Raw genomic sequence first — 23,242 nt, 5'->3', positions numbered from 1 at the left:
CATGTTCATGCAAGTGGGTTTCGGCGCGGTGCTGATCGTGCTGACGATGCTGTTGCTGTCGGCGTTTCGCATCCTGCGCGAATACGAGCGCGGCGTGGTATTCCAGCTGGGCCGCTTTTGGCAGGTCAAGGGGCCGGGGCTGATCCTGTTGATCCCGGTGATCCAGCAAATGGTGCGGGTCGACCTGCGTACCGTGGTGCTGGATGTACCGCCACAGGATGTGATCACCCGCGACAACGTCTCGGTCAAGGTCAATGCGGTGCTCTACTTCCGTGTACTTGACCCGCAGAAAGCAATCATCCAGGTCGAGGATTTTCTGGTGGCGACCAGCCAGCTGGCCCAGACAACCCTGCGTGCGGTGCTGGGCAAGCACGAACTGGACGAACTGCTGGCAGAACGCGAGCAGCTGAACCTGGACATCCGCCAAGTGCTGGACGCGCAGACCGATGCCTGGGGCATCAAGGTGGCCAACGTCGAGATCAAGCATGTGGACCTCAACGAATCGATGGTGCGTGCCATCGCCCGGCAGGCTGAGGCTGAACGGGAACGACGGGCCAAGGTGATTCATGCCGAAGGCGAGTTGCAGGCGTCGGAGAAGCTGATGCAGGCGGCGCAGATGTTGAGCAAGGAACCGGGGGCGATGCAGTTACGCTACATGCAGACGCTGGGGATGATTGCAGGGGACAAGAGCTCGACCATTGTCTTCCCGTTGCCGGTGGATCTGCTCAAGGGGTTGGTGGACAGGCAGAAATAGCTGGGGCCTCGACGAGGCCCCAGTCATCTATCAGAGAGGTGCGCGACGCAGGGTAGCCAGGAACGTGGCCGCGCCGATGAACAACCCGGCAAAGGTCCGGTTCAGGCGCTTCTGCTGCTTGGGCGTACGCAGCAGACGCAACACCCGCGAAGCCAACCCGGTGTAGCCCGCCATCACCAGCATGTCCACGCTGATCATGGTCACGGTGATCGCCACATATTGCGGCAGCAACGGCGCATGTGGGTTAAGGAACTGCGGCAGCACCGCCAGCATGAACACCAGTGCCTTGGGGTTGCTGACGTTGACCAGGAAACCGCGGAACATCAGGCTCAGCGGTTTGCCGATCGGGCGCACGCCGGACTCATCGGCCATGTCCATCGGCAAGGCACGCCATTGCTTGTAGGCCAGATAGACGAGGTAGGCGACGCCAAACCATTTGATGATCTGGAAGGCCGTGGCCGAGGCGGCAAGGATGGCACCGACGCCGGCAGCGATGATGGCGATCTGTACGATCAGGCCCAGTTGCAGGCCCAGGGCATTCCAGTAACCACGCCAGAAGCCGTATTGCAGGCCGCTGGACATCGAGGCAATCGCCCCGGCACCGGGTGAAAGGCTGATCACCCAACAGGCGGCAAAGAAGCCCAGCCATACTTCCATCGACATCACACACCTCGCTCGAACATATGTTGCAAAACGTTAAGCTAAGGTGTTGGTGAAAAAATAACCAGAAAATTTTGAGAATTTAACTGCCTGTGCCGGCCTCTTCGCGGGCGAACCCGCGAAGAGGCCGGCACAGGCAGAATCAATCTGCCTCGACTGCCGCATCCTTATGCATCGCCTGCACCTCGGCCCCGCGCCAGCGCCGCACCGACTTCTGGAAGAACTGGCTATTGGGCACCTGCACCAGCGCCCCGCCCGCCTCGGGCATTTCCAGCAACGTGGTGAACAGCAGGTTGATGGCGATCACCCGGCCTTTGACGCCCGGCTTGTCCAAGGTGTCGACCAGCTCGACCACATCGCCGATGCGAAATGGCCCGACCGTAAAGATCAGCACCGCGCACAGCAGGTTGGACAACACGCTCCACATGGCGAAGAACGCCACCGCCGCCACCGCGACAAAGCCTGACAATGCAGTCCACAGGACCGTCGCGGAAACACCCAGCCGCTCCAGCACAAACAGCAACGCACTGCCCATGATCAGCCAACGCAAGCCACCCCGCACCGGCACCAGCAACTCCGGTGGCAGCGGGTAACGCTGGCCCAGGCGGCTCAACCCACGGGCGACGATGCGCTGCAGGACGAAGGCCGCCACCAGGATCAACAGGATCTGCAAGCCCAGCCAGAAGGTGTCCATCCATTGCCCTGGCAGCAGCGAACGCAGTTCCTCCATCAGGACAGCGCCTCGAGCTCGGCCTGCATGCTTTCGAGGGTTTCCAGCGCCTCCATCCAGGCCTCTTCCAGCTCGCCTTCGCGTTGCTTGAGCTTGGTCTGACGCGCCAGCAGGTCTCGCAGCTCATCCTTGCGCGCGGCTTCGTAGAGGCCACCATCACCCAACGCGGTCTCGATCTCGGCCAGTTGCACGTGCACCTGGTTAAGCTCGGTTTCCAGCTTGTCGGCCGCCTTCTTGTGCGGGGCAAGCTGCTGACGCAAAGCGGCGGCAGCCTGGCGTTGGGCTTTTTTGTCGGTCTTGTCCGGGTTGACCGGGGTGCTACTGGTCGGCGCACTGCGCTGGCGGTACTCGACCAGCCAGCGGCTGTAGTCGTCCAGGTCACCGTCGAAGGCGTCCACCTTGCCATCGGCCACCAGCAGGAAGTCGTCGGTGGTGCTCTTGAGCAAATGTCGGTCGTGGGATACCACCACCACGGCACCGGCAAACTCCTGCAAGGCCATGGTCAGCGCCAGGCGCATTTCCAGGTCGAGGTGGTTGGTCGGTTCGTCGAGCAGCAGCAGGTTCGGCCGTTCCCAGGCGATCAGCGCCAGCGCCAGGCGGGCCTTTTCGCCACCGGAGAAGTTCACGACCGGCTCGTCGCAACGAGCGCCATGGAAGTCGAAACCACCCAGGAAGTCGCGCAGGGTCTGCTCACGCTCGGTGGGCGCGATGCGCTGCAGGTGCAGCAGCGGGCTGGCCTTGTCGTCCAGCGAGTCGAGCTGGTGCTGGGCGAAGTAGCCAACGGCCAGGTTCTCGCCCCGTACCAGGCGGCCAGACAACGGCTCCAGTTCACCCGCAAGGTTCTTGATCAGCGTCGACTTGCCCGCGCCGTTAGGCCCAAGCAAACCGATACGCGCGCCTGGGGTGAGCTGCAACTTGACCTTGTCGAGGATGGCCTTGTCGCCATACCCCAGCCGGCCTTCGGACAGGCTCAGCAACGGGCTGGAGATTTTCTGCGATTCGCGGAAAACGAAGTCGAACGGCGAATCCACATGCGCCGCCGACAGCTCTTCCATGCGCTCCAGGGCCTTGATCCGGCTTTGCGCCTGGCGAGCCTTGGTGGCCTGGGCCTTGAAGCGGGCGATGTATTTTTCCATGTGCGCGCGCTGCGCCTGCTGCTTCTCGTAGGCTTGCTGCTGCTGCGCCAGGCGCTCGGCACGGGTGCGCTCAAAGGCGGTGTAGCCACCTTTGTACAGGTTCAGCTTGCGCTGCTCGACGTGCAGCACATGGTCGACCACAGCGTCGAGGAAGTCGCGGTCGTGGGAGATCAGTAACAGCGTGCCGGGGTAGCCCTTGAGCCAGTCTTCCAGCCACAGGATGGCGTCCAGGTCGAGGTGGTTGGTGGGCTCGTCGAGCAGCAGCAGGTCGGACGGGCACATCAGCGCCTGAGCCAGGTTCAGGCGCATCCGCCAGCCACCCGAGAAGTCACCGACGCGGCGATCCATCTGCTCGTTGGTGAAGCCCAGGCCGGCCAGCAGCTTGCGCGCGCGGGCATCGGCGGTATAGCCGTCGGCGCTTTCCAGCTCACTGTGCAGGCGCGCCAGGGCAGTACCGTCGTGGGCGTGCTCGGCGGCGGCCAGTTCGGCCTGGACCTTGCGCAGGCGCATGTCGCCGTCGAGCACATAGTCCACGGCCAGGCGATCGAGGGTATCGACCTCCTGCCGCATGTGGGCGATGCGCCAGTCACCGGGCAGTTGGCAGTCACCGGCATCGGGTGACAGCTCACCGCGCAGCAAGGCGAACAGGCTGGATTTTCCGGCACCGTTGGCGCCGATCAGGCCGGCCTTGTGACCGGCGTGCAGGGTCATCTCGGCGCCTTCTAGCAAGCGCTGCGGACCACGCTGTAAAGTGAGGTTGGATAGTCTGATCATGATGGTCGCGGAGTCTACCAGCTTCCTCGGCCCATAGCGCGAGTGGAACCATGCACACCGACCTGTGGAATCACGCCCTGGCCCTGTATGCCAGGCCCGGCGCGGAAGCGGCCTGCCTTGAGCTACAGGCAATGGGTGGCGATGTCTGCCTGCTGTTGTGCGCAACCTGGCTGCAGGCGCGAGGCGTGGCGGTGCTGGATGAGCGCGTGCAGGCGTTAACCGAAATAGCCGGGGCCTGGCAGCGTGACGTGGTCGCCCCGTTACGCGGCCTTCGCCAACAATGGCGAGCAGCGGCATCGGGTGATGCGCAACTGGCGGCGTTGCGTGAACAAGTGAAGGGGCTGGAGTTGCAGGCCGAAAAGACCTTGCTTGAGCGTTTACAGGAGCGCTCGCGACAGTGGCCCACGGACTCGCATGGGCTCACGGACGACTGGCTGGCCCGGCTGGCGCCGGAGCCTGCCCGCCGCCACGACGCGCTGGATCAGTTGCGCGCCGCAGCGGCTACGCTTCAGGACGCCGAAGACGGCGCCTGAGCCGGGGTGCTGGCGGGTGTCGACGATGCTACCGAAGCAGCCGGGGTGGCCGAGTTGGTTGCAGCAGCCGGGGTGCTGGCGGCAGGCGTAGCCGGTTTGGCTTCGGCTGGTTTGCTGGCAACAGGTTTGGCGGCAGCTGGCTTGGTGGCCCTGCGTGCCGGGGCTTTGGCGGCAGCTGGTTTCGCAGCTGGCTTGGCTGCGGATTTGGCAGCAGCCGTCGCTTTGGCAGCTGGCTTCGCCGCAGGTTTGGCTGCAGCGCTCGCTTTGGCAGCTGGCTTCGCCGCAGGCTTGGCAGCAGCGGTCGCTTTGGCAGCTGGCTTCGCCGCAGGCTTGGCAGCAGCGGTCGCTTTGGCGGCTGGCTTCGCCGCAGGTTTGGCTGCAGCGGTCGCTTTGGCGGCTGGCTTCGCCGCAGGTTTGGCTGCAGCGGTCGCTTTGGCAGCTGGCTTCGCCGCAGGCTTGGCAGCAGCAGTCGCTTTGGCGGCTGGCTTCGCCGCAGGTTTGGCTGCAGCAGTCGCTTTGGCAGCTGGCTTCGCCGCAGGTTTGGCTGCAGCAGTCGCTTTGGCAGCTGGCTTCGCCGCAGGCTTGGCAGCAGCAGTCGCTTTGGCAGCTGGCTTCGCCGCAGGCTTGGCAGCAGCAGTCGCTTTGGCAGCTGGCTTCGCCGCAGGTTTGGCTGCAGCCGGCTTGCTGGTTTTGGCAGCACGCGAATCCAGCGCTTTGGCTGCGGCCTCGCGAACCTTGCCTACACCCTGGGCCAGCTTGAGGCTGTCTTGAGCGTCACGCTTGAGTTGCTGAATATAAGAGCGGGTCTGGGTTTGGCGTTCCTTGAGGGAATCGAGCAGTTCTTCAAGTTCGCCAATGGCTTTTTGCGCTTTGGTCTGCGCCTTGGCTTTACCTGCCTTTGCGGCATCCTGCAATTTCAGGCGGCCGTTGTGCAGTTTTTCCTGCGCTTTGCCACGCTGCTTTTCCAACTTGGCCAGCAGTTTTTCCGCATCAGCCAGCGCTTGCGAGCAGGCATCTTCCAAGTGTTCGAGCAGGCTGCCCGAAAGTTGCTGGAGCAGGTGTAACGGCGTACTTACTGGCTTCTTTTTGGCCGACATGGTTTACCTCCTGGCTGACGAGATTGCGGCTCATACTATGCTTCTGCTGCTACCGCCGCTAGGGCATGTTGACCGTAATATTTACGCCGCGTTGCATGCCTGGGCAAAGTTGTTATCTTGCAGCTGCGTGAAAGTGTAGTTGCTGAATTAATCATTGCTGATATTTGGGAGTCCGGGCATTGCCTCGATATCTTGTTTTAGGTTTATGCCTGCTGGCACCCATCGCCCTTGCCGACAGCGACGATCACGATCTGGCCTACAGCCTGGGCGCCAGCCTGGGTGAGCGCCTGCGCCAGGAGATGCCAGGCTTGCAACTGGAAGCACTGGTCGAAGGCCTCAAGCAGTCCTATCAGGGGCAACCGCTAAAGCTCGACAAGGTACGCATGCAGGCAGTGCTTCAGCAGCATGAAGCGCAGGAAAGTGATGCCGCCACACAAAAATTGCAGGCAGCCGAAACACGCTTCATGGCCAATGAGCGTGGACGTTATGGGGTACACGAACTGCCGGAAGGCGTGCTCTACAGCGAACTGCAGGCAGGCACGGGCGCGCAACCCAAAGCAGGTGGCAAAGTACAAGTGCGCTATGTGGGAAAGTTGCCGGATGGCTCGGTTTTCGACCAGAACCAGACGCCCCAATGGTTCAGCCTGGATTCTGTAATCGAAGGCTGGCAGGTGGCCCTGCCGCAGATGCACGCGGGCGCCAAATGGCGCCTGGTGATTCCTTCAGCGCAAGCCTATGGCGCCGAAGGAGCGGGCGACCTGATCGCACCCTATACACCTCTGGTATTCGAGATCGAGCTGCTGGCGGTTGGCGACTGAGGCCTAGCTTCAGGCCTCGACAGCGCCCTCTTCCTTGTGCGCAGTGTGCAGCACTTCGATCAGGCAGTCTTCGAGTTCAAAGCGCTCGTGCAGCAGGCCGCCCAGCTTGGCCAGCTTCTCGGCGAAGCGCTCGGTGTCCTTGCACTCGCCCTTGCTGCAATGATCATTGAAAGCCAGTGCAATCTGGGTGATGTCATTGATCCGCGGGTTGATCTCTTCAGCCAGCTTCAACGCTTTCTCGTCATCGAATGCCTTGGCCTCACTGACCAGTTGTTCGCAGACTTCGAAATGCCACGCCGAAACGTAGTCGACCAGGAGTGCGCAGAAGTCACTGTGCGTATCCTTGTCAGCGAAGGCCGGCTTGGCATCGCGCAGGGTGCGGAAAGCCTGCACCAGTTGCTGGCGCTCCTCCAGCCAACGGTCGATCAGCTTGTGAACCCCACCCCAGCGTTCCTGAGCATTCTGACAACTATCGAGCATGGCGATCTCTTCCCTTCTGGGTAGATGCCGCTGCACCTCGCACCGCGAACGCGCAGCACAGAGGTGACATCAGCAGGACGGCATCGAGCAGTTGTGTTTTCGGTATACGTGCTGCGAGATTATTCCCGCGCGTGCTGCCCATCAAGGTACGCAGCACACAAAGTTCATACAAGTGTTTAATACCCCGTTATAGCGCCATTGGTCGCACTCATGACGCAACCTTGCGCCAGGTCAGTTCATTGCCAGGGTGCGGAAACGATACGCCAGCAGGCAACTCAAGGGCAGCGCCGCCAGCAGCAGGAAGGCCAGCAGGCTCCACTCGGGCAGTGTCAGGTCGAGAAAGCTCCAGGTCAGCGAGTTGCAATCCGGGCCACCCAGCAACAGTTGCCGCGCCGCCTCGCCCCAGGATTGCTCGAACACCCGCCCAATCGGCACCGGGCATACATGCATGACCGTACCAGCGCCCTGCAACCAGACATGCCGCGCCGCCAGCAACGCACCGGCCAGCGAGCAGCCCAGCGTCGCCCGCGCGTACTGGCGGATGCCCTGCAAGCCTGGCGCCTGCAGCACCGCCCCCAGGCACAACAACGCGTACGCCGCGAGCAGCAAACGCTGGCTGAAGCACAAGGGGCACGGCACCAGCCCTGGCATGTTTTCCAGTTGGAAAGACGCAGCCAGCACCGCCAGTGCGGCCAGGCAGGCAGGAAGGAAAAAGGAGCGCAAACGGGCCAGCAGCATGGGCGGTGAAGGTCCCGGGGAAGAAGGAGTGGCTTGAAACGGTAGAGGAAAGACGCGCTTTGTTTCAAGGCGCGACAGCAAAGACAAGTCGCTGAATCGTGTAGGAAATTTCCAAAGTGGCGGTAGGAGGTGACTGAAGAAATGGATTGCCGCGCCAACGTGCAGGCATAGATAAATTACCAACCCCCAAAGCCCGCACCTTGGCGCGGGCCTTGGGGTGGGTCAGGCGCGTACGCCTTCTGGCAACGGCAGGGCCAGCAGGCGCTCGTCCAGCAGGCCGAGGCCCTCCTGGAACAGCTGGTTGCTGCGTTCGGTCTCGCCCAGGCCAGCAAGCAGGCGGGCCAGTTCGGCACAAGCCTCGGGGTTGCGCTCCATGCGCAGGCTGCTTTCCAGATAGTCACGTGCCTTGCCCCACAGGCGGTTCTGCAGGCTCAGGCGGCCGAGGGTCAGCAGCAGGCTGGCGTCTTGCGGATGAGCCTTGAGCCAGCCTTCGGCGGTTTGCAGCTGGCGCGCCGGGTCATCACCGCGCACCAACCCGTACAAGCGGGCCAGGTGGCTTTCGTAGTCACGCTTGAGCGCAGTGCGCAGCACCTGTTCGGCCTCGCTCTGCGCACCCACCTGGCGCAATTGCTCGGCGTATGCCAGCACCAGCTGTGGCTCCTGGCGCTGGGCTGCGGTCAATTGCTGCCAGGCTCGCTCCAGGGCCTGACGCGCACTTTGAGCGTCTTCGCCACGGGTGGTGGCCAGGCTCAGGTTCTGGCCCCAGGCGCGTTGTTCAAGGGCAGCCAGCTCGGCGGGCGGCAGTACCTTGCCCTTGCGCAAGTCGGGCAAAAGGCGGATGAGGGCCGACCAGTCACCACGTTCCAGGTGCAGGCGTTGCAGCAGACGCAGCACCTGAGTGTTGTGCGGGTGACGCTCCTGCATGGCCAGCAGCGTTTCCAGGGCCCCGTCACCTTCGCCACGGTCCATCTGCAACTGGGCATGCGTCAGGGCAATGGCCAGCTCTGCTTGCGGCTGGCGCTCCAGCGCCCGCTCCAGCAGGTTGTCGCTGTCTTCGGTGCGGCCTTGCTCGTTGGCGGCACGCGCGGCACCAAGGTAATACAGCAGCGGTTGGCGCTCGGCCTCGGCGGCACGGTGCAAGTGGCGCTGGGCGCTGGCCCAGCGGCCTTCGGCGAGGTCCAGCTGGCCCTGTTCGATGGCCACACGAATGCGCCGGCTACGGTTGCGCCGCGACCACGGGTTGACCACGCCGCTGGAGGCCAGCACCAGGCCAACCAGGTAACGCAACAGCAACAGCAGTGCGACCACGGCCAGCAGGCCGGCCAAGGCCGCCCACAGCCCCGACTGATAGCGGAAGCCACCATAGGAAATCAGCACGTAGCCGCTGTGCTTGGCAACTGCGATCCCCAACGCCGCAGCGACCACAATCGCCAGCACAGCCAGCAGGTAGACACGCTTCATGGCTTGCCCCCTTCAGCCTCGGCCGGCAGGTGGCGGCGCTGAATATAGGCCTGCACGGCCGCCAGGCTCTCGCTGAGGTCGGGGGTAACCACCGACACCGGTTGGTCGGCCAGGGCATTCAGGCTGTCGAGCATGGCCTTGCTTTGCGGGTTGTCGGCGTTGAAGTTGGCCAACAGTACGCTACGGGCGTCGTCCAGCGCCTGGGTGTAAACCTTGGCATCACCATTGAGTGCGGCCCACTGGGCCTGCTCGATGGTCAGGCTCAGGGCCAGGCGCAGCTGGTTCAGTTGCTGCCCGGCGAGCAACGGCCGCACGTTGTCATCGGCATTGAAGTCGATCTGGAAGTACTTGGATATTTCTGCCCACCACTGCGACAGGCGACTCGCACCATCACCGTCTGCAGTCAGGGCGCCGAGTGCATCGGCGTCGCTGGCAAACTCGGGGGACTGGGCACTGAGCTGCTGCACCAGCTCGCGCTGAGCGGCCAGCTTCAGGAACAGGCCGGTACGGTCTGGCTGCTGGGTGCTGTTGAGCGTGGCCAGGCTGCGTGCCAGTTGTTCGCGAGCAGCGAAGGCACCTGGGTCGCTCTGTTCGCGCAGAATTTCGTCAGCGCCCTCGACCAGGGCCTTGGCGCTGGTGATGTCCTGTAGCGCCGACAAGCGCAGGGTGGCCAGGCGCAGCAAGTGCTCGGCCTCGGCCAGGCGCCATTCCTTGCGGCTCTCGCCAAGTACGGTTTCCAGGCGCTGGCTGAGGCGTTGCTGGTCACCTTGCAATTGCGCCACCAGGCGGCGGCGGTCTTCCAGCTCGCTGGCAGCCGGCAGGCTGGCCAGTTGCGCGCTGATTTGCTGTTCGCGTTGTTGCAAGGCTTCGGCGCGCTGGTTCAGCGCTTCGATGTGCTGGCCCTGGTTGAACTCACTGCCTTGCAGTTGGCGTACCTGCCAGACACCCCAGCCACCTATCGCCACCCCGGCTGCACCCAGCAGCAAGGCCAGCGCTGCCAGGCCACTGCCGGAGCGCTTGGCGGGTGGGGCGGTGACGGGTTCCGCCGGCGCCTGTGCCGACGGCTGATCGTTATTGGACAAGACAGTCTCGCTCACGTATCCATCCTTTGCATGGGGGCGCATCGCCTTCAGCTTAGCGCCTTAAGAGGCAGGTGCAGCGCTGCGCTGCACGGCTGCCAGCAAGGCCGTGGCACTGGCGCCACGGCAATCCACAACCTGTTGGGCCCCGGCGGCCCTGGCCTGCTCGGCGACCCGCGGGCTGGGCACGAACAGCGGCAACTGTGCCAACTGCGGCCAATCGGCGCCGGCCAGCTGCTGCAAATGTTCAAAACCCTGCCCACTGCTGACCACCAGGCCATTGAGGCGTTCCGCTTCGATGCGACGCTTCAGGGTGCCCGCCGGGTAAGCCGGCAGGCAGCGACGATACAGTTCCAGATATTCGACACTAGCACCTTGCTCTGCAAGACGCTCTGCCAGCAGTTCGCGACCTCCGACGCCGCGAACGATCAATACACGCGGCGCAGGCACGGCAACGGCCTGGCGCAGGGCCGGGAGCGCCAGCAAGGCTTCGCTGTCATCACCACGCGGCGGGCAGCTCGCCCCCAGGCCTTTCTCCTGCAACACTGCGGCAGTGGCCTCGCCCACGGTGAACCAGCCTTGCCGTGGCGGCTGCAAACCGGCCTCGGCCAGTTGCTCAAGCAACAGCCGTGCGGCAGGTTTGCTGACCACGATGATCGCCTGGAAGCCATGCAGGCCTTCCAGCAACAGGCGTTGCCGGGCCTGCACGGTGACGGGCGCTATCTCCAGCAGCGGCATGCAGCTGCTGCCTACCCCCGCTGCCGCCAGGCTCTGCGCCAGTGCTGCGCAGTCCTCGGCAGGGCGGGTCAGCAACAGGCGCCATTGGCTCACGGGTGACCAGCCTCGCCGTAGACTTCCTTGAGGATGGCTTCGGCGCCCTGGCCCAGCAGGTCTTCGGCCACCCGTACGCCAAGCGTTTCAGCGGCAGAGCGGGGGGCGCGGGCATCGGCCACCAACAAGGTGCCGCCGCTAGGCTGACCGACCAGGCCACGCAGCCACAGCTGGTCGCCTTCGAGTACCGCGTAGCAGGCGATCGGCACTTGGCAGCCGCCATTCAGGCGTTTGTTCAGAGCACGCTCGGCCACTACCCGGTCGGCAGTGTCGGCATGGTGCAGTGGCGCCAGCAGCGCGTGGATCTCGACGTCGGCGCTGCGGCACTCGATGCCCACCGCGCCCTGCCCGCCAGCCGGCAGGCTGTCATCGACGCTGATGGTGGAGGTGATGCGGTCTTCGAAGCCCAGGCGGATCAGGCCGGCTGCAGCGAGAATGATGGCGTCGTACTCGCCAGCATCCAGCTTGGCCAGGCGGGTGTTGACGTTGCCTCGCAGGAAGCGGATTTGCAGGTCTGGGCGGCGCGCCAGCAACTGGGCCTGGCGGCGCAGGCTGGAGGTGCCGACGATGCTGCCGGCAGGCAGCGCTTCAAGGCTGTCGAAGGTATTGGAAACGAAGGCATCGCGCGGGTCTTCGCGCTCGCAGATGCAGTACAGGCCAAGGCCTTCGGGGAAGTCCATGGGCACGTCCTTCATCGAATGCACGGCGATGTCGGCTTCGTTGTCCAGCAGGGCGGTTTCCAGTTCCTTGACGAACAGGCCCTTGCCGCCGATTTTGGCCAGCGGCGCATCGAGCAGCTTGTCACCACGGCTGACCATGGGCACCAGGGTCACCAGCAGACCGGGGTGAGCCTGCTCGAGGCGGGCTTTGACGTATTCGGCCTGCCACAGGGCCAAGGCACTTTTACGGGTGGCAATGCGGATTTCGCGAGTGGACATGAAACGCCCCGATCCAGAGAAATACCGTCGATGATAACAGCATCGCTGGTATCGCTAGCAGATGTGGATCAGCTGAGGGCCCCTTCGCGGGTAAACCCGCTCCCACAGGCTAATCACCGCCTTCGGAGCGGCACCGTACCTGTAGGAGCGGCTTTAGCCGCGAACAAGGGCGCAGCCCTTGCCATGCGGGCGCCGAATCAGAGGGTTTGCATCATCTTGCGCACGCCCGCCACATGCCGCCGGCTGACGGTCAGGGCATCACCGTCCAGGCCTTTCAGGTACAACTGAAAATGCCCCAGCGGGGTGCGCTGCAAGCGCTCGATACGCTCACGGGCCACCAGCGCATTGCGGTGGATCCGCACGAAGCGTTCGCCAAACTCGTCTTCCAGGGCCTTGAGCGGCTCGTCGAGCAGCACCTCCCCCGCCTCATGCCGCAAGGTCACGTATTTGTGGTCGGCAATGAAATAGATCACCTGGGGCAAAGGAATCAGCTCGATACCTTTGCGCGTGCGGGCACTGATGTGGCTGCGCGGGCCGCCACCTTCATTGGCCGGCCGGGTAAGCGCCGCCAACTGGGCGCGGTTGGGTTTTTCGGCCTTGCGCAAGGCATCGCGCAGCGCCTGGGCCTGGAACGGCTTGGTCACATGGCTGAGGGTACTGTCCTTGAATGCCTCGGCACCGTATTCATCATCCCCGGTGCAAAACACCACCGCCGGCGGCGCCTCGCGTTCGCACAAGCGTGCGGCAACCTGCAGGCCATCCAGGCCTGGCATGCCGATGTCCAGCAGGACCACATCGGGCTTGAGGCTTTCGATCAGCGCCAAGGCCTCCTCGCCGTTGGTGGCGCTAGGCTCCAGCACGGTGTAACCCTCCAGTTCGCCGAGCAGCCGGCTGAGGCGTTCACGGCCTTGGGGTTCGTCATCAACGATCAGGACATTCATAATTGCGCTGGATTCCTGAATGAGTCTCGCACAGGTATAGCGTAGACAGGTGTGGTTCGAGCGACACTGCGGTCACGCTCTAGACCGGTGCGATGGCCAAAGATTCACTCGGACGGCAGATTCACTGCCTGTCCTCTGTCCAACTGTAGACGGTCCGTGGAACACTGCCGTTCATTCCTTAAAATCGTTCTCTGCCGTTATCCGGGCATTTCTCTCGACCAGCGCCCTGCGGCGGCCAGCCCAACCCTGCTATCATCGGCGCCACTTTTTCGTTCACGCCTGCAATGAGTGAATCCATGAGCACCGACAAGACCAATCAGTCCTGGGGCGGCCGCTTCAGTGAGCCCGTCGACGCCTTCGTCGCCCGTTTCACCGCCTCGGTCGATTTCGACAAGCGCCTGTACCGCCACGACATCATGGGTTCGATCGCCCATGCCACCATGCTGGCGCAGGTCGGCGTGCTCAGCGATGCCGAGCGCGACACCATCATCGATGGCCTGAAAACCATCCAGGGCGAGATCGAGGCTGGCAACTTCGACTGGCGCGTCGACCTCGAAGACGTGCACATGAACATCGAAGCACGCCTGACCGACCGTATCGGCATCACCGGCAAGAAGCTGCACACCGGCCGTAGCCGCAACGACCAGGTGGCCACCGATATCCGCCTGTGGCTGCGCGATGAAATCGACCTGATCCTGGCCGAAATCACCCGCCTGCAGCAGGGCCTGCTGGAGCAGGCCGAGCGTGAAGCCGAAACCATCATGCCTGGCTTCACCCACCTGCAGACGGCCCAGCCGGTCACCTTCGGCCACCACCTGCTGGCCTGGTTCGAAATGCTCAGCCGCGACTACGAGCGCCTGGTCGACTGCCGCAAGCGCACCAACCGCATGCCGCTGGGCAGCGCCGCGCTGGCGGGCACCACCTACCCGATCGACCGCGAACTCACCTGCAAGCTGCTGGGCTTCGAGGCCGTGGCCGGCAACTCGCTGGACGGCGTGTCGGACCGCGACTTCGCCATCGAATTCTGCGCCGCTGCCAGCGTGGCGATGATGCACCTGTCGCGCTTCTCCGAAGAGCTGGTGTTGTGGACCAGCGCGCAGTTCCAGTTCATCGACCTGCCGGACCGCTTCTGCACCGGCAGCTCGATCATGCCGCAGAAAAAGAACCCGGACGTGCCAGAACTGGTACGTGGCAAGAGCGGCCGCGTGTTCGGCGCCCTGACCGGCCTGCTGACCCTGATGAAAGGCCAGCCGCTGGCCTATAACAAGGACAACCAGGAAGACAAGGAGCCGCTGTTCGACGCTGCCGATACCCTGCGCGACTCGCTGCGTGCCTTTGCCGACATGATCCCGGCGATCAAGCCCAAGCACGCCATCATGCGTGAAGCGGCCCTGCGCGGCTTCTCCACCGCCACCGACCTGGCCGACTACCTGGTACGCCGTGGCCTGCCGTTCCGTGACTGCCACGAAATCGTTGGCCACGCGGTGAAGTATGGCGTGGACACTGGCAAAGACCTGGCCGAAATGAGCCTGGACGAACTGCGCCAGTTCAGCGACCAGATCGAGCAGGACGTGTTTGCCGTGCTGACCCTGGAAGGGTCGGTGAATGCCCGTGACCACATTGGTGGTACGGCGCCGGCGCAGGTGCGCGCGGCGGTTATTCGCGGCAAGGCATTGCTGGCCTCGCGTTGATCAGGAACCGGGGCCGCCTCGCGGCCCCGGACCCTTAGCGTTTACCGCTTCGAATCATCTCCATGAAGGCTGGCATCGCCGCCTCCTTGTCTGCCACGATCCGCGCCATGTGCGGGTTCTCGCCCATCAGCTGCAACAACGCCTTGGCCTGCGGGAAGTCCGCCAGGAAGTCGATGTTCAGCACCTTCTTGCCCACGGCATAAGCCAGGTCGACCGAGAAGCAGAACATCAGGTCTGCCAGCGTCAGTTGCTCACCTGCCACAAACGGCGCAAAGCGACCGTTACGCTTGAGGGTGGCAAACCCGGCCAGCAGATCGGCCCGGGCTTTCTCTTTGACCAGCGGCTCAACCGACATGCCAAAGAACGACTCGGCATAGCAGGTACGCGCCGGCAGCTCGATGTACAGCTCGATTTCCTTGAGCAGCTCACGCACCTTGGCCTGCCCGAACGGGTCGGCCGGCAGCAGTGCCTTGCCGCCCTGGGTCTGTTCGATATAGTCGAGGATCACACTGGTTTCACTCAGGAAGCCGTGTTCGGTTTCAAGCACTGGCACCTTGCCCCGAGGGCTCACTGCCAAGGCCTGTGGCGCCTGGCCGCCATAGAAAGTGACTTCCTCGAAGGGCAGGCCTTTTTCCAGCAGGGCCAGCTTGACCATGTTGTAGTAGTTGCTGACCGAGAATCCGTAAAGCTTGAGCATGAGGTAACAGCCTCCAGGCCGTAAGGGGTTGGCCCGGCTTTTATAGACCGTACGCCCGTCCCTGACCAGCGTCATGCACCCCGTCAATGCCCGGGCATTGCCGCTACAGGCATGGCACACTGTGTGCCCCACAACAGGAGTACCGCCATGAGCGAGCCCACCGACATCGACAATGACGACGACGAAGCCTTCGCCGAGGCGACGCTGACCCAAGCTATCGAGAACCAGATTGAGAGCGGCGAACCGGCTGCGGCCAAGGCCACCTTCAACAAGCTGACCCTGGTCGGCTACGAGCGTGAGGACATCCTCAACCTGATGGCTCATGTATTGGCCTTCGAGATCGACAACATGCTGACGGAAGACCGCGAGTTCAACGGCGAGTGGTACGAGAACGCCCTGCGGGCGCTGCCGGAGCTGCCGCCTGAGATGGATCAAGGCGAGGACGAATAACCCGACTACACTCGAAGGTCAGGCACCGCTGACGGTGCCGCCATCCTTGTCTGGAAGTCAGGAGCTGCCATGCCATTTACCCCCGATCTGATCGACGAACTGGAAGTACTCGCGCTGTTCAAACACGACAGCAGCCAGGAAGGCATCAAGATAACCAGCACCGCCGCCCCTGCCCTGATCGCGGCTGCGCAACGTCTGCATGAAAAAGGGCTGACCGATCAACCTGATGGCGGCTACCTGACCAGCCTGGGTCATGACGCCGTCGAAAGTGTCCAGCTGCTGCAGAACATTCTCAAGGCGCCACAACCTGCCTGATCAAATAGGTTTCTCAGGATGGCGGCCTCAGCTGGCCGCCGCCCTGCGCTTTTCCGCCAACCGCGAGCGCCCATACAGGAACATGATGGCCAGCAAGGCCACCGCCTGCGCTGACAGCGAGTAGGCATCCGCATGAATCCCCAGCCAGTCGAACTCGAAGAACGCCACCGGTCGCGTACCCAGTACACCGGCCTCTTGCAGCGCTTTCACGCCATGCCCGGCGAACACCACCGACAGCGCGCACAGCAACGCGGCGTTGATGCTGAAGAACAGTGAAAGCGGCAGCTTCGCAGAGCCACGCAAGATCACCCACGCCAACCCCACCAACAGCACCAGCGCGGTGGCGCCACCTGCCAGCACCGCCTGATGCCCGGCAGGGCCTGCCTGCAGCCACAGGGTTTCGTAGAACAGAATCACTTCAAACAGTTCGCGGTACACCGAGAAGAACGCCAGCAAGGCGAAGCCGAAACGCCCTCCGCCACTGACCAGGCTGCTCTTGATGTAGTTCTGCCAGGCTGTGGCGTGGCGTCGGTCATGCATCCACACGCCGAGCCACAGCACCATCACTGCAGCGAACAGCGCCGTGCAACCTTCCAGCAGCTCGCGCTGGGCCCCACCCACATCGATCACGTAAGCCGCCAGCGCCCAGGTGGCAAAGCCTGCAACCAGCGCCAGGCCCCAGCCGATGTTGACGCTGCGCACCGCCGACTGCTGGCCGGTGTTGCGCAGGAAGGCCAGGATCGCCGCCAGAACCAGAATGGCTTCAAGGCCTTCGCGCAGCAGGATCAGCAAGCCGGAGATAAAGCTCAGTGACCAGCTCAGGCCATCGCTACCCAACAGTTTCGCGGCCTGGTCGAGCCTGGTCTTGGCTTCGGCCAGCCGTTGCTCGGCCTGGGCCACGGGCAGCCCGTCCTGCAACGATTGGCGGTAGGCCATCAGGGATTTTTCGGTGTCCTTGCGCACTTGGGTGTCAATGTTGTCCAGTGAGCTTTCCACCAGTTCGAAGCCTTCCAGGTAGGCCGCTACCGACAGGTCATAGGCCTGGTCGTGATCGCCTGCACGGTAGGCGGCGAGGCTCTTGTCCAAGGTACTGGCGGTGTATTCCAGCAATTGCGCCGGGCCACGTTTGACCTGCGGCGGCTGGGCACGCTGGGCGCGAAATGCCTCCACGACCGCATTGCCTTCGTTGGCGGCGACTTCGGCTGGAGTCTGGCGTGCCAGGTCGGCGATGTTCCAGGTCTTGTCGCCTTTGGCGGCCTGTGGGTTGGCTGAGAAACTGGCGATGTAAGCGGCCACATCCCAGCGCTGACGGTCGTCCAGCTGATCGGCGAAGGACGGCATTTCGGTGCCGTCGATGCCAAGGGCCAAGGTGTTGTAGAGGTCGAACAGGCTCAACTGGTCGAGGCGCGCAGCGTCACGCAGGTTAGCGGGCGCCGGCTCCAACCCGACACCTGCAGGACCATCGCCTGCGCCTGTGTCGCCGTGGCAGATCGAGCAGTTCTGCGCATACAACGCAGCGCCACGGGCTGGGTCCGGGGTAATCACCGGGGCTTGGCTGACTTCATAAGCCACCGCCAGACGTGCGCCCAGTTGCCTGGCTTGCCTGGCTACAGCCGCGCCATCCTGGCGTTCATCAATGGCTTGGCGCAGCGCCTGTACACCCTGCTCAAGCCCAGTTTGCTCAGCGTGTGCCGGCAAGGCTTTTATCAGGTCGGCCAATACCGCGCTGAACTCCTGTTGTTCACGGTATTCGCCATCGTCGATCACTTTGCCATCGCGCACAGTCGGCGGGTAGTCGGCGCCAATGTAATCGAGCAGGTGCAAGGCCTTGGTGGCCTCGGCGGGGGCTTCGGCCATCGCCATGGTGCTGCACAGCGCCAGCACCGGCCAAAGAAACCAGGCAAGCAGACGGGAACGGGTTTTCATGGCCAGTCTCGGAGGGAATGCGAAAGAGAACATTGTTCACTCCGACTTGGTTTCCCTCAAGGGTGCTAGGCGGAATTCATGAAAAATCTTGCTACAAATCTGATGGGACGGAGATGCGCGGGACTTGTGAGCTAGCTTGCCGGCGATTGAGCCTCAAGGCCTGGCGGTATCCTTCCAGCCACCACCGAGAGCAAGGAACACCCCGATCTGCCCCATCGCCACCTGGCTATTGGCCGCAGCCAGCTGCGCACGCATGTCGGTATAGGTCCGCGTCGCCTGCAAATCCGCCAGGAACGACTCACGCCCCGCCTGGTAATACCGGTGCGTCTGGTCCGCCGCTTCCTTGGCCGATTTTTCTGCCTCGGCCAGCGCATCGCGCCGGTCCAGCAACGCGCTGTATTGCGCCAGGCGGGTCTGGGTTTCGCGAATGGCGTTCAGCACTACGCCATCAAAGTTTGCCAAGGCCGCCTGAGTAGAGGCTTCGGCCATGCGAATGCGCGCACGGGTGCCGTTGGTAGGGATGCTCCAGCTGATCTGCGGGCCAAAGCCCCAGCGGTTGGTCGCGGGCTCGCCCAGGTTCTCCAGGATGCCGATAGTACCGACCTGGGCACCGATGCTGATGTCCGGGTACAGCGCACCGGTGGCAACGCCAATGTACGCGGTAGCTGCGGCCAATTGACGTTCAGCCTGACGCACATCGGGACGACGCTTGAGCAACGCAGCGCCATCGCCCACTGGCACCAGTTGGTTCAGGTGCGGCAGCTCGGCACAATCGGCGGTGCCGGCAGGCAACTGGTCAACAGGCTTGGCCAGCAGAGCCGCCAGGGTATACATGCCGGTCTCGCGCTCTGCCTTGAAACGCGGCAGTTCGGCACGCAACGACTTGAACTGGGTTTGCGACCGGGTGACCTGGGTTTCATCGCCACGCCCGGCATCACGCAAGCGCTGGTTCAGCTTCACGCTCTGCTCCTGCAAATCGAGCGACTCGCGGGCGATGTGGTATTCCTCGTTGGCCGAGCACACTTGGGTATAAGCCTTGACCACATCCGCCACCAGGGTGATGCGGGCAGTGTCGGCAGCGGCCTGCACTGCGTCGGCGTTGGCCTTGGCAGCCTCGGTACCCCGCTTGAAAGTGCCCCACAGGTCGAACTGATACGAAGCGCTGATGATCGCCTCGCCGATGTTGGCTACCGGCACCTTCTCGGGCAGCAGGAAGGCTTCACCCGACTCCTGCAGGCGCTGGGCACCCAGTTTGACGCCGCCGTTGAAGCCACCTTGCGATTCGGCCACTTCGACCTGCGCGCGGGCCTTGGCGATGTTGGCGGCGGCTACGCGCAATTCGGTGTTGGCACTCAAAGCCTGGCGCACCAGTTCGTTCAGCCGTTGATCCTGATACAGCTGCCACCAGTCCTCAGGTACCGGTGCCGAGACCACGCTGTCGGCATCCTGACGCAACGGGCCGTTAAGGTCGCTGCGTTGTACCGCCGCGTCCTGCGGCACCTCATAGTCCGGTCCCACCATCATGCAGGCCCCAAGCGACAGGCACAGGCCGGCCAGGATCATCTGTTTCATGGGTGCTGGCCCTCGATGATCGACACCGTGGCGGTGCGCCCGGCAATCATGCGGAAGTCTGCCGGCACTTCGTCGAAGGCGATGCGCACCGGAATACGCTGGGCCAGGCGCACCCAGCTGAACGCCGGGTTGACGTTGGGCAGCAGGTTGGCGCCGCTGCTACGGTCGCGGTCTTCAATGCCGGCAGCGAAGCTTTGCACATGGCCGCGCAGGCGGGTGTTGTCGCCCATCACACGAATGTCCACGGCATCACCGATCTGGATACCGCCCAGCTTGGTTTCTTCGAAGTAGCCATCGACGTGGTACGAAGCGCTGTCGACCACGGACAATACAGGACGGCCGGCGGTGACGAATTCGTGATTACGCGGGGCGCGGTCGTTGAGGTAGCCGTCTACCGGGCTGCGCACCACCGAGCGGTCGAGGTTGAGCTGGGCGGTATCGACCGCCACCTGTGCCTCGCTGACAGCCGAGCGGGCGCGGGCCTCGCGGGACTGGCTTTCTTCCAGTTGCTCGGCGGCCACCAGGTTGCCCAGCTTGCGGTTGCGCTGTGCTTCGCGCGAGGCCTGGGCCAGGGTTTCCTGCCGCTCACCGAGGGTGGCCTTGGCCTGGCGCAGGGCCAGTGTGAAGCGGTCCTGGTCGATGGTGAACAGCACGTCGCCGCGTTTGACGGTCTGGTTGTCGCGCACCTCGACCTTCTGGATCAACCCGGACACATCCGGGGCAATCTGGATCACGTCGGCGCGAATGTGGCCGTCGCGGGTCCAGGGGGCAAACATGTAGTACACCACCATCTGCCACACGAGCACGGCGGCGAAGGTCACTACCAGCAAGGTCAGGACCACACGGCCCAGGGTCAGCAAAGGTTTTTTCATGGCAGCATCAGGTTTCGGCAAAAGTGATCCACCGCGCCAAGCAGCACGGCATACAGAGCAACGTTGAACAACGCCCGGTGCCAGACCAGGCGGTAGAAGTGCAGGCGCACCAGCACCGCGTGCACCCCCAGGAACAACAGGTAGGTGCCAAACATCATCACCAGCAGCGTGGGCAGGAACACCCCGCTGATATCCAGTTCACCAATCACAGAGGGGCTCCGTCGAGGCCGGGGGGCAGTTGCGGTTGTTCGGCGGGTTCGAGCATCACTTCCACACCCGGCAACAGCGCCAGTCGCAGGCCGCTCAGGGCATGCAGCAGGTGGGTGCGGGCATCGCCGCGCTCGTACAGCTCATCCAGGTTCAACGCCAGGCGTGCGCGCTCCATGTTGCGCAGCAGCGCGGCCGGGGCATGCAGGCGTTCACCGGCACGCAGGCAGGCGCCGTAGTGTGCGCCAACTTCCTCGACCACCGTATTCAGGCGTTCGCGGGCTTGCTGGCCGGCACGCGGCATGTAGGCGAGCAAGTCGAGCAGGTTTAGCCCTACGCGCAGGTCGCGCAAGGCCACGCCGCTGTCCTGTCCGGTTTGCGACAGGCGCGGCAGGTGCTGCATCAGGCGGTCGAGCATCTGCACACCCACCTGGCGGTGCTCGGCCAGGGTGGCGGGTTCGGTCATTTCGACGATGTCGCGCCAGGCGAAGCGGGTCATGCGTTTGGCCGCCAGTTCCACACCGAACGGGCGCATTACCAAGGTCCAGATGAAAGCGAACAGCAGGCCCACGGGGCCGGCCAGGTTGGAGTTGAGGAAGGTGAAGAAGTCGGCGTCGTAGGCGCCCTGGATGCTGATAAACGTCGAGGTGTTGACGATGGTCAACAAGGTACCCAGGTAGAAGCGCGGCTGCACGGTCAGGGTGCCGACGCAGATGAACGGCACGGCGAAGGCCAGCACCAGCATCGGGAAGTCGTGCAGGTTGGGCAGCACCAGGAACAGGTACAGGCTGGAGAATATGACCGACATCAGCGTCCAGAAGAAGAACCGGTAGATCTGCGGTGCCGGGTCGTCCATGGCGGCAAAGAAGCTGCACGACACAGCGGCGAGGATCACCGCGCTGGCGCCGTCGTTCCAGCCCAGACCGATCCACAGGCCGCAGGCGACAACGATCGCCAATACGGTGGAGGCTACTGAATACAGCATCAGGCCACGGTCGAAGAACGCCGTCAGGCGGCCTAGGCGCCAGTGGCGGTACACCGCGCGCCAAGGCTTGGTATCGTCGGTACGCAGGGCATGTTGCAGGGTACAGCAGTCCTGCCACAGGTCAGCCCATTCGTTCAGACGGTACAGGGCGTTGGACAGCAGCAGCTCGGCACGTTGGTCGAGCGCGGCAGCGCCGGGCTGCAGGCGATCGATCTGTTCATGCAGTGCGGTCCAGCGTGCGACCGAAGCACTTTCGGCAGTGCCTTTGAGCCATTCGCGGGCAGCTTCAAGCACTGGCTGAAGCTGAACGAACTGCGCCGGGGCACGGCCTTCAAGGGCAACCAGTGCGTCATCAAGGGCGTCGATCACTGGCAGCAGATGAATCATGCGCCCGCGCAACTCACGGGCGTTTTTCAGCGTATGCGGGCCGGCACCTTCATGGCCGAGCTGGCCGATCATCAGCTCCAGCGAGTTGAAGGTGGCGACCATCGCCCCGCGCATGCCACCGACCTTGTCGGCACTGACTTCGCGGGCCAGGTAGGTGTCGCTGTAGCGGATCGCTTCGGTGAACCAGCTACCGGTGGCGCCCACCACCACAGGGGCCAGCCGGCGCGGCCAGAAAATGGCACCGACCACTGCCGCGCAGACGATACCCAGGCAGATTTCCTGCGCCCGGGACGATGCCACGTCGAACACTGCCAACGGGTTATCCACAACCGCCAGCGCAATCATCGGCAGGGTATAACCGGCCAGCATCAGCACGTAGTTGTTGGCCGTACGCAGGTTCAGCGAAAGGAACAACAAGGTGCCCGTCCACAAGGCAATGGCGATGCTGAGCAACAACGGCGACTGCACCAGTGGCGGCACCAGGAAAATCGCGCCACCGGCCCCCAACAGTGTGCCCACGGCGCGGTACAGGGCCTTGGAACTGGTCGGGCCGACGAACGGGCTAGAGACGATGTACACCGTGGCCATCGCCCAGTAGGGACGTGGCAACTGCATGAGCAGCGCAATGTACAGGGCGATCATCGAGGCAGCGAAGGTACGCACGCCGTAGAACCAGTCACGCGCCGGGGGGACCGAGCTGAAGAAACCGTTCATGCCGCCCCGCCCGTGCTGCCCAGGCCGGCCGCTTCGAAGGCACGCAGCACGCGCAAGGCAGCTTCCAGGTCGGCCTGGTCGATGCCGTTCAGCACATCGCGGCGCAGGCGAACCAGCTCGGTTTCGATGGCTTCGGCCAGGGCGCGGCCTTCTGCGGTCAGGCTCAGGGCTTTGGCGCGGCGGTCCAGTGGGTCCTCGCTGCGGCATACCAGGCCGGCCTTGCACAGTTGGTCGAGCAGGCGCACCAGCGACGGGCTTTCGAGGCCGGCAGCCTGGGCAACAGCCACCTGATGCACGCCATCGCCCAGGCGCACGATCATCAGCAGAGGCGCGGCGCAGGCCTCGGAAATACCGTAACCGGTCAGGGCGGTGTGACAGATGCGCCGCCAGTGGCGAGCGGCAACCACCATGCCGCTGCTGACTTGCAGGCGCAGGAGATCAAGGGACATGGAAGGA

Annotated in this window: 24 protein-coding genes; 6 read left to right on the top strand and 18 right to left on the bottom strand. The window is 63.6% G+C overall.

The features are described from left to right. The first annotated feature begins 1 nt into the window (after nucleotide 1). Complete coding sequence (locus tag FHW75_RS21190) at nucleotides 2-754, top strand: slipin family protein (protein ID WP_016714417.1); 753 nt, start codon at nucleotides 2-4, stop codon at nucleotides 752-754. A 30-nt stretch (nucleotides 755-784) separates the two neighbouring features. Here the strand turns inward: FHW75_RS21190 and FHW75_RS21185 are convergent, their stop codons facing one another. The 3 genes from FHW75_RS21185 to FHW75_RS21175 all read right to left on the bottom strand — a co-directional run bounded on the left by FHW75_RS21185 (nucleotide 785) and on the right by FHW75_RS21175 (nucleotide 4,054). After that, nucleotides 785-1,417, bottom strand: a complete 633-nt coding sequence (locus FHW75_RS21185) for a LysE family transporter (RefSeq protein ID WP_016714416.1) — start codon at nucleotides 1,415-1,417, stop codon at nucleotides 785-787. A 139-nt stretch (nucleotides 1,418-1,556) separates the two neighbouring features. Next, nucleotides 1,557-2,144, bottom strand: coding sequence for a mechanosensitive ion channel family protein (locus FHW75_RS21180; protein ID WP_019099861.1), 588 nt, complete (start codon nucleotides 2,142-2,144; stop codon nucleotides 1,557-1,559). Then, nucleotides 2,144-4,054 carry an ATP-binding cassette domain-containing protein gene (locus FHW75_RS21175; RefSeq protein ID WP_025754994.1) on the bottom strand — a complete coding sequence of 637 codons (1,911 nt, stop codon included), beginning with the start codon at nucleotides 4,052-4,054 and terminating at the stop codon, nucleotides 2,144-2,146. Before FHW75_RS21175 ends, FHW75_RS21180 begins: the two co-directional genes overlap by 1 nt. 50 nt (nucleotides 4,055-4,104) lie before the next feature. Here FHW75_RS21175 and FHW75_RS21170 point away from each other — a divergent pair, with 50 nt between their 5' ends. After that, nucleotides 4,105-4,587 carry a TIGR02444 family protein gene (locus tag FHW75_RS21170; RefSeq protein ID WP_027610185.1) on the top strand — a complete coding sequence of 161 codons (483 nt, stop codon included), beginning with the start codon at nucleotides 4,105-4,107 and terminating at the stop codon, nucleotides 4,585-4,587. Here the strand turns inward: FHW75_RS21170 and FHW75_RS21165 are convergent. After that, nucleotides 4,563-5,684, bottom strand: coding sequence for an AlgP family protein (locus FHW75_RS21165; protein ID WP_183674497.1), 1,122 nt, complete (start codon nucleotides 5,682-5,684; stop codon nucleotides 4,563-4,565). The two genes, FHW75_RS21170 and FHW75_RS21165, sit on opposite strands and share 25 nt — an antisense overlap. 179 nt (nucleotides 5,685-5,863) lie before the next feature. Here FHW75_RS21165 and FHW75_RS21160 point away from each other — a divergent pair, with 179 nt between their 5' ends. Next, nucleotides 5,864-6,502, top strand: a complete 639-nt coding sequence (locus FHW75_RS21160) for an FKBP-type peptidyl-prolyl cis-trans isomerase (RefSeq protein WP_019099670.1) — start codon at nucleotides 5,864-5,866, stop codon at nucleotides 6,500-6,502. A 9-nt stretch (nucleotides 6,503-6,511) separates the two neighbouring features. Here FHW75_RS21160 and FHW75_RS21155 read toward each other — a convergent pair whose 3' ends face one another. The 7 genes from FHW75_RS21155 to FHW75_RS21125 all read right to left on the bottom strand — a co-directional run bounded on the left by FHW75_RS21155 (nucleotide 6,512) and on the right by FHW75_RS21125 (nucleotide 12,970). Next, nucleotides 6,512-6,982 carry an Rsd/AlgQ family anti-sigma factor gene (locus tag FHW75_RS21155; RefSeq protein ID WP_027615964.1) on the bottom strand — a complete coding sequence of 157 codons (471 nt, stop codon included), beginning with the start codon at nucleotides 6,980-6,982 and terminating at the stop codon, nucleotides 6,512-6,514. A gap of 231 nt (nucleotides 6,983-7,213) precedes the next feature. Further along, complete coding sequence (locus FHW75_RS21150; protein WP_183674493.1) at nucleotides 7,214-7,720, bottom strand: disulfide bond formation protein B; 507 nt, start codon at nucleotides 7,718-7,720, stop codon at nucleotides 7,214-7,216. A gap of 222 nt (nucleotides 7,721-7,942) precedes the next feature. Then, a complete protein-coding gene (locus tag FHW75_RS21145) occupies nucleotides 7,943-9,181 on the bottom strand; it encodes a heme biosynthesis HemY N-terminal domain-containing protein (RefSeq protein ID WP_183674489.1) in 1,239 nt (412 codons plus the stop codon). After that, nucleotides 9,178-10,278 (bottom strand): uroporphyrinogen-III C-methyltransferase, encoded by a 1,101-nt coding sequence (locus FHW75_RS21140; protein ID WP_027610187.1) that lies wholly within the window; start codon nucleotides 10,276-10,278, stop codon nucleotides 9,178-9,180. The genes FHW75_RS21145 and FHW75_RS21140 overlap by 4 nt, the downstream gene beginning before the upstream one ends. A gap of 45 nt (nucleotides 10,279-10,323) precedes the next feature. Beyond that, complete coding sequence (locus FHW75_RS21135) at nucleotides 10,324-11,091, bottom strand: uroporphyrinogen-III synthase (RefSeq protein WP_025754959.1); 768 nt, start codon at nucleotides 11,089-11,091, stop codon at nucleotides 10,324-10,326. Continuing rightward, nucleotides 11,088-12,029 (bottom strand): hydroxymethylbilane synthase, encoded by a 942-nt coding sequence (gene hemC, locus FHW75_RS21130; protein ID WP_159265791.1) that lies wholly within the window; start codon nucleotides 12,027-12,029, stop codon nucleotides 11,088-11,090. Before hemC ends, FHW75_RS21135 begins: the two co-directional genes overlap by 4 nt. A 197-nt stretch (nucleotides 12,030-12,226) precedes the next feature. Next, nucleotides 12,227-12,970, bottom strand: coding sequence for a LytTR family DNA-binding domain-containing protein (locus FHW75_RS21125; RefSeq protein WP_015268539.1), 744 nt, complete (start codon nucleotides 12,968-12,970; stop codon nucleotides 12,227-12,229). A 296-nt stretch (nucleotides 12,971-13,266) separates the two neighbouring features. Between FHW75_RS21125 and argH the strand changes: the two genes are divergently transcribed. Beyond that, entirely contained in the window at nucleotides 13,267-14,661 is a 1,395-nt protein-coding gene (gene argH, locus FHW75_RS21120) for an argininosuccinate lyase (protein WP_016714404.1), read from the top strand. 34 nt (nucleotides 14,662-14,695) lie between these two features. On the opposite strand, the gene FHW75_RS21115 is transcribed toward argH, so the two are convergent. Beyond that, nucleotides 14,696-15,358 (bottom strand): glutathione S-transferase, encoded by a 663-nt coding sequence (locus FHW75_RS21115; RefSeq protein WP_019097422.1) that lies wholly within the window; start codon nucleotides 15,356-15,358, stop codon nucleotides 14,696-14,698. A gap of 147 nt (nucleotides 15,359-15,505) precedes the next feature. Between FHW75_RS21115 and FHW75_RS21110 the strand changes: the two genes are divergently transcribed. Further along, the gene (locus tag FHW75_RS21110) at nucleotides 15,506-15,808 is read left to right on the top strand and encodes a hypothetical protein (protein ID WP_019097421.1); all 303 of its coding nucleotides are present in this window, start codon (nucleotides 15,506-15,508) and stop codon (nucleotides 15,806-15,808) included. 69 nt (nucleotides 15,809-15,877) lie between these two features. Then, on the top strand, nucleotides 15,878-16,123 hold the full coding sequence (locus tag FHW75_RS21105) for a TIGR02647 family protein (protein ID WP_016714401.1): 246 nt from the start codon (nucleotides 15,878-15,880) through the stop codon (nucleotides 16,121-16,123). Between the two features lie 27 nt (nucleotides 16,124-16,150). On the opposite strand, the gene FHW75_RS21100 is transcribed toward FHW75_RS21105, so the two are convergent. From FHW75_RS21100 to FHW75_RS21075, 6 genes are all read right to left on the bottom strand, one after another. Beyond that, complete coding sequence (locus FHW75_RS21100; protein ID WP_161751557.1) at nucleotides 16,151-18,082, bottom strand: cytochrome c/FTR1 family iron permease; 1,932 nt, start codon at nucleotides 18,080-18,082, stop codon at nucleotides 16,151-16,153. 120 nt (nucleotides 18,083-18,202) lie between these two features. After that, complete coding sequence (locus FHW75_RS21095; protein ID WP_025754963.1) at nucleotides 18,203-19,621, bottom strand: efflux transporter outer membrane subunit; 1,419 nt, start codon at nucleotides 19,619-19,621, stop codon at nucleotides 18,203-18,205. Then, nucleotides 19,618-20,493, bottom strand: coding sequence for an HlyD family secretion protein (locus tag FHW75_RS21090; protein WP_019097418.1), 876 nt, complete (start codon nucleotides 20,491-20,493; stop codon nucleotides 19,618-19,620). Before FHW75_RS21090 ends, FHW75_RS21095 begins: the two co-directional genes overlap by 4 nt. After that, nucleotides 20,490-20,702 carry a DUF1656 domain-containing protein gene (locus FHW75_RS21085; protein ID WP_003255905.1) on the bottom strand — a complete coding sequence of 71 codons (213 nt, stop codon included), beginning with the start codon at nucleotides 20,700-20,702 and terminating at the stop codon, nucleotides 20,490-20,492. Before FHW75_RS21085 ends, FHW75_RS21090 begins: the two co-directional genes overlap by 4 nt. Beyond that, nucleotides 20,699-22,786: an FUSC family protein gene (locus FHW75_RS21080; RefSeq protein WP_183674486.1), complete on the bottom strand. Its 2,088-nt coding sequence runs from the start codon at nucleotides 22,784-22,786 to the stop codon at nucleotides 20,699-20,701. Before FHW75_RS21080 ends, FHW75_RS21085 begins: the two co-directional genes overlap by 4 nt. Further along, nucleotides 22,783-23,235: a MarR family winged helix-turn-helix transcriptional regulator gene (locus tag FHW75_RS21075; RefSeq protein WP_019097416.1), complete on the bottom strand. Its 453-nt coding sequence runs from the start codon at nucleotides 23,233-23,235 to the stop codon at nucleotides 22,783-22,785. The genes FHW75_RS21080 and FHW75_RS21075 overlap by 4 nt, the downstream gene beginning before the upstream one ends. Nucleotides 23,236-23,242 lie beyond the last annotated feature (7 nt).

The organism is Pseudomonas sp. OG7, from assembly GCF_014192825.1.
In the GTDB taxonomy this organism is placed as follows: Bacteria; Pseudomonadota; Gammaproteobacteria; order Pseudomonadales; family Pseudomonadaceae; genus Aquipseudomonas; species Aquipseudomonas monteilii.
Note: the sequence above shows the minus strand (reverse complement) of the source record. Positions and strands in the feature narration are given on the sequence as shown.